Origin of the sequence: Arthrobacter sp. NPDC080031 (assembly GCF_040702485.1) — a bacterium.
In the GTDB taxonomy this organism is placed as follows: domain Bacteria; phylum Actinomycetota; class Actinomycetes; order Actinomycetales; family Micrococcaceae; genus Arthrobacter.
On the sequence record NZ_JBFBLA010000028.1, the window covers coordinates 54,218 to 62,101 of the forward strand.

8 protein-coding genes and 1 pseudogene are annotated in these 7,884 nt (G+C 59.9%); 6 read left to right on the forward strand and 3 right to left on the reverse strand.

Going from position 1 to position 7,884, the window contains the following annotated elements:
* The first annotated feature begins 19 nt into the window (after nucleotides 1–19).
* From AB0323_RS19880 to AB0323_RS19905, 6 genes are all read left to right on the forward strand, one after another.
* Nucleotides 20–1,456 carry a sugar transferase gene (locus AB0323_RS19880; RefSeq protein WP_366178857.1) on the forward strand — a complete coding sequence of 479 codons (1,437 nt, stop codon included), beginning with the start codon at nucleotides 20–22 and terminating at the stop codon, nucleotides 1,454–1,456.
* Nucleotides 1,457–1,499: 43 nt separating this feature from the next.
* Complete coding sequence (locus AB0323_RS19885; RefSeq protein ID WP_366178858.1) at nucleotides 1,500–2,813, forward strand: UDP-glucose/GDP-mannose dehydrogenase family protein; 1,314 nt, start codon at nucleotides 1,500–1,502, stop codon at nucleotides 2,811–2,813.
* Between the two features lie 2 nt (nucleotides 2,814–2,815).
* The gene (locus tag AB0323_RS19890) at nucleotides 2,816–4,699 is read left to right on the forward strand and encodes a DUF4012 domain-containing protein (RefSeq protein WP_366178859.1); all 1,884 of its coding nucleotides are present in this window, start codon (nucleotides 2,816–2,818) and stop codon (nucleotides 4,697–4,699) included.
* A 184-nt stretch (nucleotides 4,700–4,883) separates the two neighbouring features.
* Nucleotides 4,884–5,495 carry an LPXTG cell wall anchor domain-containing protein gene (locus tag AB0323_RS19895; RefSeq protein WP_366178860.1) on the forward strand — a complete coding sequence of 204 codons (612 nt, stop codon included), beginning with the start codon at nucleotides 4,884–4,886 and terminating at the stop codon, nucleotides 5,493–5,495.
* Between the two features lie 78 nt (nucleotides 5,496–5,573).
* Complete coding sequence (locus tag AB0323_RS19900) at nucleotides 5,574–5,741, forward strand: hypothetical protein (RefSeq protein WP_366178861.1); 168 nt, start codon at nucleotides 5,574–5,576, stop codon at nucleotides 5,739–5,741.
* 75 nt (nucleotides 5,742–5,816) lie between these two features.
* Nucleotides 5,817–6,419 carry a low molecular weight phosphatase family protein gene (locus AB0323_RS19905; protein WP_366178862.1) on the forward strand — a complete coding sequence of 201 codons (603 nt, stop codon included), beginning with the start codon at nucleotides 5,817–5,819 and terminating at the stop codon, nucleotides 6,417–6,419.
* Here the strand turns inward: AB0323_RS19905 and AB0323_RS19910 are convergent.
* The 3 genes and pseudogenes from AB0323_RS19910 to AB0323_RS19920 all read right to left on the reverse strand — a co-directional run.
* Nucleotides 6,416–6,607 carry a hypothetical protein gene (locus tag AB0323_RS19910; protein WP_366178863.1) on the reverse strand — a complete coding sequence of 64 codons (192 nt, stop codon included), beginning with the start codon at nucleotides 6,605–6,607 and terminating at the stop codon, nucleotides 6,416–6,418. The genes AB0323_RS19905 and AB0323_RS19910 overlap by 4 nt on opposite strands.
* 538 nt (nucleotides 6,608–7,145) lie before the next feature.
* A pseudogene (locus tag AB0323_RS19915) lies at nucleotides 7,146–7,475 on the reverse strand (sugar phosphate nucleotidyltransferase); the annotation flags it as partial.
* 133 nt (nucleotides 7,476–7,608) lie between these two features.
* Nucleotides 7,609–7,884: S-layer homology domain-containing protein (locus AB0323_RS19920; protein ID WP_366178864.1), on the reverse strand; the 276-nt coding region annotated here is incomplete at its 5' end.

Below are 7,884 nucleotides of genomic sequence, written 5' to 3' on the forward strand. Positions count from 1 at the left end.
AGCTGGAATGGGGGGCTCTTTGAGTCAGGAGGCAAATTGGAGGGCACGCACGTCGCGTACCCTCCGAATAGTTGACGCGTTTGTAATTGTCTGGGCGGTGGCTGGTGCCTACAGCATCCGTTTCGGCCTCGATTCTGGTTTTACTATTTCCGGACAGGACTCCACCTATGTCTGGCTATCAATCTTCTTGGCTCTCGCCTGGTGGCTCATGCTTGGAGCTTGGAGCACAAGACAAAGTCGTATTCTCGGCTCCGGACCGGATGAGTACAAGCGTGTCGCCGCAGCGTCTCTATGGTTGTTCGGTCTTGTTGCCATTTTCTCCTATGTGTTCCGCGTTGAAACAGCCCGCGGCTATGTTGGGATTGCCTTGCCTGCGGGCCTTAGCGGATTGCTACTGGCGCGTTGGCTCCTTCGCCAGCATTTGAGCGTTCACCGGCAAAACGGTCGACGTATGTCGCGGCTGCTTCTACTTGGCGGTCCCAGCGCAATTGTCCACCTCGCCGAGACCCTAGTACGAGAAAAGCACGCCGGATACATCCCCATCGCCGCATATACGCCCGGCGATTCGTCCCCCTCGAAAGAATTGAGCGGTATTGGGCTGCCAATACTCGGGCATGAGCCGGATACGCGAGTAATTCTTGATGCCATAGACCACTGCAAGGCTGACGCGGTGGCGGTCACCGCAGGAGTGCAGCTGCATCCGAGGGCCCTCCGCCAGCTCGGATGGGAGTTAGCCAACCGGAACGTCGGGCTCATCATGGCTCCCGCGCTCACCGACATCGCTGGACCCCGGATCCATACCCAACAGGTTGCCGGGCTACCCCTTATCCATGTAACTACACCCACACTTGAGGCTGGGCAACGCGTTGCAAAGCGACTGTTCGACATCGTCGTCTCAGCCGGGCTGATAGTGCTTTTGTCGCCCCTTTTTGCTGTGCTTGCGGTACTTGTGAAGCTCGATAGCCCAGGGCCTGTGCTGTTCCAGCAAGAACGGGTTGGGGTAGAGGGCACTCATTTCAGAATGTTCAAATTTCGCTCTATGGTGGCGGATGCCGAGTCGCAACTCGCTGAGCTCGTTGACCGGAATGAAGGCAGCGGGCTCTTGTTCAAAGTCAAGAATGATCCACGCATCACACGCATTGGAGGTTTTCTTCGCAGATATAGCCTGGATGAGCTTCCGCAGCTTTTCAATGTTCTGTCCGGTTCCATGAGCCTTGTAGGCCCTCGGCCTCCTCTGCCGAGCGAGGTGGAAGACTACGAACAGGACGTGCGTCGGCGGCTTTTGGTCAAGCCCGGGGTGACAGGACTCTGGCAAGTCAGCGGACGATCCAGTCTGTCTTGGCAGGACTCGGTCCGTTTGGATCTCTACTACGTGGAAAACTGGTCACTGGCCGGGGACCTCATCATCTTGCTACGCACCGCCCGGGCCGTCGTCGGCGGCCATGGCGCCTACTAACCACCTCTGACGCAGAAACGACCCTCTGGGGGAAGGCAACATAATGCGCATTTCAGTCATCGGCTGCGGCTACCTCGGTGCCGTACATGCCGCTTGCATGGCCAAACTTGGACACGAGGTGGTTGGCATCGACGTGGACGAGCGGAAAATCAGCGCTCTCTCCGCTGCCCGAGCCCCCTTCTTCGAACCAGGTCTGGATGAGCTCCTTAGGGACGTGCAGGAAACTGGACGACTGTCATTCACCACGGATATGTCTAAGACTCAAGGGAGCAGCGTACATTTCATCTGCGTTGGAACACCCCAGAAGAAGGGCGAAAACGCGGCCGACCTCCGCCATGTGGATGCGGCTATGGAAGCGCTCGTTCCTCACATCGGGCCAAGGGACCTCGTGGTGGGCAAGTCCACGGTCCCCGTGGGGACCGCCTCCCGCCTGGCTGATATCTTGGCCGAAAGTGAACCCAGCGCCCACCTCGTGTGGAACCCCGAGTTCCTCCGCGAAGGACACGCCGTCAACGATACGCTTTCCCCAGATCGGCTAGTTTACGGTGTTGCGAATGGCTCCGAAGACCACTCCGCCGTTACCCTTTTGGACGAGGTCTACGCCGTACCAATCTCTGAAGGTACTCCTCGTTTGGTCATGGACCATCCTACGGCCGAACTCGTCAAAGCCGCCGCCAACTCTTTCTTGGCCACCAAGATCTCCTTCATCAATGCCATGGCCGAGGTCTGCGAAGCAGCAGGGGCAGACGTCACACGGCTGGCCGACGCCATCGGAATGGATGACAGGATCGGCCGCAAATTCCTCAATGCCGGCATTGGTTTTGGAGGTGGATGCCTCCCCAAGGACATCAGGGCGTTCATGGCCAGGGCAGGCGAACTCGGGGCGGACCAAGCGTTGACCTTCCTGCGGGAAGTGGATTCCATCAACATGCGCCGACGGACAAGAGTTGTAGAGCTGACGCGCGAACTTTGCGGCGGAAGCCTACTTGGACATCGCGTCACTGTGCTCGGTGCGGCCTTCAAACCCGAAAGCGACGATGTCCGGGACTCTCCGGCTCTCAGCATCGCAGCCCAGCTTCAACTCCAAGGCGCAGTCGTGACAGTTACAGACCCGAAGGCACTGAGGAACGCCGCCAAGCGCTTCCCTGAACTCCAGTACGAGCCGGATCTGGAAACGGCGATGGCCGGAGCTGACACACTGCTCTTACTGACCGAGTGGCAGCAATACAAAGAGCTTGATCCGTTTGACGTGAGCAAAGGAGTCTCGGGGCTCCGCATCTTGGACGGGCGAAATGTCCTTGACGCTGCCAAATGGCGTGCCGCTGGTTGGAATTACCGTGGACTGGGAAGGCCCTAAGCGTGACCGACACTGAACAATCCAGACGCATCCCAGAGGAACCCGGGACTATGCGGATCAACGGCAAAGGTGGCCTGGGCAAACGGCGTCGTCTGCTCATCGCCGGAATGTGCCTCGGAGCCATCCTAGTGATCTTAGGGGCCGCAGTAGTGTGGCTCGGCGCCAAGGCTTCCACCATCAAGACAGAGCTTGAGGCCTCCACCCAGCTGGTGCCAAAGCTCAAGGAGAACCTCCTCGCGAACCGCTCGGCAGACGCCATGTCGCTTGTCGACGAGCTTCGGCGCCACACCGCGGCCGCCCGCGATGCGGCATCAGATCCGCTCTGGAACTTGGCTTCAGCAACCCCATGGCTTGGTGCGAACTTTTCCGCGACGGCGGAAATTGCCCGCTCAGCCGATGACGTAGCTGCCCTAGGAATCGCTCCCTTGGTGGGTGTCTACGACTCCGTGAATTGGAACAAACTGATGCCCAGCGGCAGCGGTGCAGACCTCGAACCGATCCGCAATGCAGCACCGACCGTAGCGACCGCTGCCCACGCCGTCCGTGCGTCAGCCGAGCGATTGAATGGGATTGACCCCAATAACTTGCTCCCGCAAATTTCCGGACCACTGACACAGGCTCGGCAACAACTTAGCTCCGTGGTGGATGAGCTGAACACCGCGTCCGACGCAGCCAGCTTGGCCCCGAACATGTTGGGCTCCGATAAGCCCAGGCATTACTTGCTACTTGTCCAAAACAATGCCGAGGCTCGAGCGACCGGCGGCATCCCCGGCGCCTTGGCGGTTCTCACGGCTGACAAAGGAAAAGTTAGCCTTTCGGCCGAGAGCAGCGCCAATGAGCTTGGTGTGTTCAATCCTCCAATACCCGTCGATGCCGAACAAGAGCGCATCTATACCGCCCGCATGGGAACTTTCATGCAGGATGTCAATTTCACGCCAGACTTCCCCACTTCTGCCGCGACAGCGCTAAAAATGTGGGAGCAAAAGAAGGGTGAGCACCTAGACGGAGCGATTTCAATCGATCCTGTTGCTCTGGGCTACATCCTGGAGACGACGGGACCGGTCGATCTCCAGGACCCGCAGATGCTTGCACTGACTCAAGGGAAACTGCCGGTCCAGCTCTCCGGCAAGAACGTAGTGAAAACCTTGCTTTCGGATGTCTATGCCCAAATCAAGGATCCAAAGGCGCAGGACGTTTACTTCGCTGCTGTGGCCAAGGAAATCTTCGGTGCTCTTTCTTCCGGCAAAGGCGAGGCGAAAACGCTCCTGACCGGCGTTGGGAAGGGGGTTGACGAGCACAGGATTTTGATCTGGTCTGCAGACCCCAACGAACAGTCCGTCCTCGGCAAGTACCCGCTCAGCGGTTCCATTTCCGGACCCAGCGTGCCGGCTGCCCAATTCGGAGCGTATTTCAACGATGGAACCGGCGCGAAAATGGATTACTACGTGAAACGCACCGTCCAGCTCATCCAACAGTGCACGGGTACTGATGGTTACGGGACCATTAAGGTGCGCATCACCAGCACCAATACTGCGCCGGCTGACGCGGCGACGTCCTTGCCGGCCTACGTTACGGGGGCCGGAGCCTTCGGTGTGCCACCTGGAACCGCGCAAAGCAATGTGATTGCCTACGGCCCCGCCCAAGCCCACGTTGAAACCGCGACGCAAGATGGGAATCAAGTCCCGTTCGGTGCGCAACTCCACGACGACCGGCCCGTGGGCACTCTCTCTGTCCGGCTGGCTCCCGGGCAGAGCAGCACTGTGGAATTCACGTTCGGAAAAATCGTTCAGCATAGCCTGCCCGAAGTGGTGGTGACGCCGACTATCCAGCCGGTGGACAAGGTAATACTCCCGACTCAATCGGCAAACTGTGGAGCCACGGGATAGACAGGGCGTTAACCCTTTGTAACGAGTTTGGATTTACTTTGCGGTAAGTACCCTTAGGATGGTAGCTTCTCTCTTGGGTAGGTCTCAGATTTCAGTTCACGTGTTCGTGGTGGATGAAATCACATCCCCACAATGAATTACGCATCAGTCTCAAGCACGTACCAAGGTCTCAGGGGGACAAAAATTGAAGAAGTCACTTGCAGCGCTCGCGCTCGCGGGCACCATCGCTCTCGCCGCTTCGGCTCCGGCAATGGCGGTTGATTACCCGGCTCCGGTACCGGGTACCGTTTCCAGCGCAACCGTAACCGTGGGCGGAACCGTCGTATTCTCCGGCGGAGGCTTTAAGCCCGGCGAAACCATCATCATCACCATTACTTTCACTGCTGCACCCCAGGGCGCAGCAGCACCCGGCACCAGCAATGGCATCGCCATGGCCGTCCCGGGAGGCCTTCACCTGGCACCCACCACGGTGACCGCTACTGCCAACGCGTCCGGCGCTTTCTCCACCGACGTCGCGCTGACCGCGGCAGGTACGTACCAGCTGACCGCAGAGGGCGCAACGTCCCACCACACCGTCACGTCAACTGTTGTGGCCGCTGGAGTCAGCGGCGCGGGGCTTGCAAACACTGGCGGTGCAGGCCTGGCCAACACCGGTGGTACTGGCTTGGCCAACACCGGCGTCGACTCCAGCCTGATCCTTTGGGGCCTGGTTGGCGCTGGCGCACTCGTAGCCGGCACGGCCTCCGTAGTGGTGGTTCGCCGCCGCGCAAAGAACGAACCCGTAGCCGCAGCCTAAACACAAAATAAAGGAGGGGTTGTTTCCGGTGATCCGGAAACAACCCCTCCTTGTTTGCGCCTACGATAACTTATGAACATGGGGAGACATTGGCGACGCCGCAAGCGGCTGAGCTTCAGGGTGGGGTTGCCCGCGATTCCACGAGTTCCAGCCATTCCGAGTCAGGCGTGGCCCGTCATTTTCGTGATCCTGCTGGCCTTGGTTTCCTTCGGCGTGGCTGCCTTCGCCCTCCTGCGGCACACGTGATTATGACTCTCGTGTTAATTAATTTGTAAAACCAGGTGTCACGCGCACCCGCCAGCTAGTGAAAGAGCTATACCTTTGGAATCGCCCCACCCCGTTCGGATACTGACCGTTTGCACCGGCAACATCTGCCGCTCCCCCGTAGCCGAACGTTTGCTCCAGGCAGGCCTGGACCAGGTTCTCCCCGGCGGCTTCGAAGTCCGCAGTGCCGGCACCCGTGCCATGGTGGGCAGCCCCATTCAACCGCTGTCAGCCGACATCATCCGCACATACGGTGGCACGCCCGAAGAGTTTGCTGCCCGCCAGCTCACCCAGAAAATCCTCAGGGAAGCGGACCTGGTACTCACCATGGCGTCCCACCATCGCGGGGAAGTTCTGCAGCTGGACGCCTCCCTGCTCAAGCGGACGTTCACCATCCGTGAGTTCGCACGGATGGTGATGGCCCTTGAGGAACGAGGCGACGCACCGCCGTCGGGGTCTGACTACAGCCAACTATGGCGAGAACTGCCCGCACGGGCATCCTCAGTGCGTCACCTCGTCCTCGCGACGAAATCCACGGACAACGACGTCGCCGACCCCTACAAGCAGGGCGCCGAGGCGTACCTGCGGATGGAAGACGAACTGGCTCCGGCCATCCTCAGGATTCTCCGCTACGCGCGGCTATCCATGCAGGAGTCCTAGCTCGTCTCCAACTCAGCGCGTTGCCAACCGAGGAATTCCCCGACGTCCGCGAAACACGACCCGGTGAACACCGGCCCTTCGCTTTCGCCCTCAGCGAGCGTCTGGCTGGAGTCGCTCGGCTGGATCTCGCAGCCGCGCCCGGGCCGGTAGCGCTGGGAATCCGGGTAGTAAAGACAGGTAGTTACCACTCGGGCGCCGAGCCGTCCGAGTCCCTAACCTCAGACCATGATCAATCTGATGCATGTCGCCCCGAAGTGCCGATTTTGCCGATTATCACTCCGGCGAAGGCGAACATTCATGGCTGAATTCTGCTCCCGGGCATGCTGGGAGACCATGGAATACATGGAGGAGCACCAGCCAGACTTGGCGCGATTGGGCAGATTTCGAGATGCTGTAATCTTCGCACGCCTAATTTTCGTCGGGTCCAGAGAACCGAAAGCCGCGACGCCAACCCCCACCCCTTGAAACGGCGGGTTCGTCGAGGCCTCGGGCAACACACTTACCTTTGCTCCAGCAGAATCTGCTTCTAACGCCAGCTCGTCCGGGTGAGCGGTGGTGGCAGCTGCTAGCACTCGGTATGGACATATCAGGTACGGTGGAGTTCGGCCAGCTGCTTTTCCTGCCACGCGCCGCCGTCGGGCTCTGACTACACCCAACTCTGGCGAGAAGTGCCGGCACGGGCATCCTCAGGATTCTCCGCTACGCGCGGCTAAGCATGCAGCCGTCCTAGCCGAGGAATTCCTTCACCCAGGTTTTGAGGTCTTCGCCGAACTCGGCCCGCTCGGACGCCAGCGTGATGACGGCCTTCAAGTAGCTGAGCTTGTCCCCGGTGTCGTAGCGGCGTCCACGGAAGATGACCCCGTAAACGCCCGTGCCTTCGCCTTCCCCCTTTGCGAGGGTCTGGAGGGCGTCGGTCAGCTGGATCTCGCCGCCGCGCCCGGGCCCGGTCCCCTCGAGGACATCGAACACTGCCGGGTGAGGGACATAGCGTCCAATGACAGCCAAATTTGATGGCGGTTCTTCAACAGAAGGCTTCTCCACAAGGCTGTTGACCTGACTTGGCTCATTTGATTAGACGATATGAAGTCGAACGGGTTAGCTGACCCTACTTAGATAGGCGCTGTGATCGACCGTTGCACCAACCTACGATTAACCCGGACGTCGCCCCGGAGTCTCTCCTGTGCGTTGTCTAGAGGGGACCCATCCGGTAAAGGAAGGCCGCCATCGCGTCGCGGCTGATGGACTGCAGCGGACGGTAGGACCGCGCCCCGCCGGCCTCCGCCCAACCCGTGGAGACACCCTTCTCCGACATCCAGGCCATCTCCTTATAGAACTGCTGGCCCGTGGACACATCCGTGAACGGCGACACCGCCGGCGGCGTGTAGGCCGGGGATCCGGCCATCCGGTAAAGGAAGGCGGCCATCGCGTCGCGGCTGATGGACTGCAGCGGACGGTAGGACCGCGC